Origin of the sequence: Flavobacterium psychroterrae (assembly GCF_018380615.1) — a bacterium.
GTDB classification, from domain to species: Bacteria; Bacteroidota; Bacteroidia; order Flavobacteriales; family Flavobacteriaceae; genus Flavobacterium; species Flavobacterium psychroterrae.
Window position 1 is genome coordinate 1 of the sequence record NZ_JAGYVZ010000085.1, and the last position, 553, is coordinate 553.

The 553-nt window shown below is 28.4% G+C and carries 1 pseudogene; it reads right to left on the minus strand.

From position 1 onward, the window contains the following. Positions 1-244: 244 nt before the first annotated feature. Positions 245-553, minus strand: a pseudogene (locus tag KHA90_RS25155) (hypothetical protein); the annotation flags it as partial.

Genomic DNA, 553 nt, shown 5'->3' on the forward strand with positions numbered 1-553 from the left:
TTTCTTCATAATTGTATATTTATTAAGTTCAAATTTATCTAAAAAAAACAGAAATATAGTATAAGTATTGCAAATATTACACCACATATATATATTCTTCTCAAAATGCGTTTATGCTTACGATCCAGTTCAGCATGTATTAAAGCTAATCTAGCGTATTCTCTGTCTTTTATATCTTGGTATTTGTCTGACATGATTTCAAAAGTATTAAGTTAATTTTTATAAATTTTACGGAAAACCTTTTTTAGTATTTAAAATCTGTCCAATGGATGATCTTTCCTTTATAATTTTCATTGAAATAAGAACAGAAATCCTCGATAGAATCAAAGCCATCGTTTTGTGCTAGTTGTAGCATTCCTATGTGATTCTCTGATTCATTTACTGTAAAATCACTATTTCCGTAAAAGAATAACTTGTTATCGATGTAAACCAAAAATTTTTCATTGTAATATTTTAATACAATTTTTTGAGTGCTGACCACCGGCAGAACCGGCGCGAAGTAAACAGTCTTATTTCCTCTAAAATTGATCAGGAAGTTAATAGGTTTACCAAC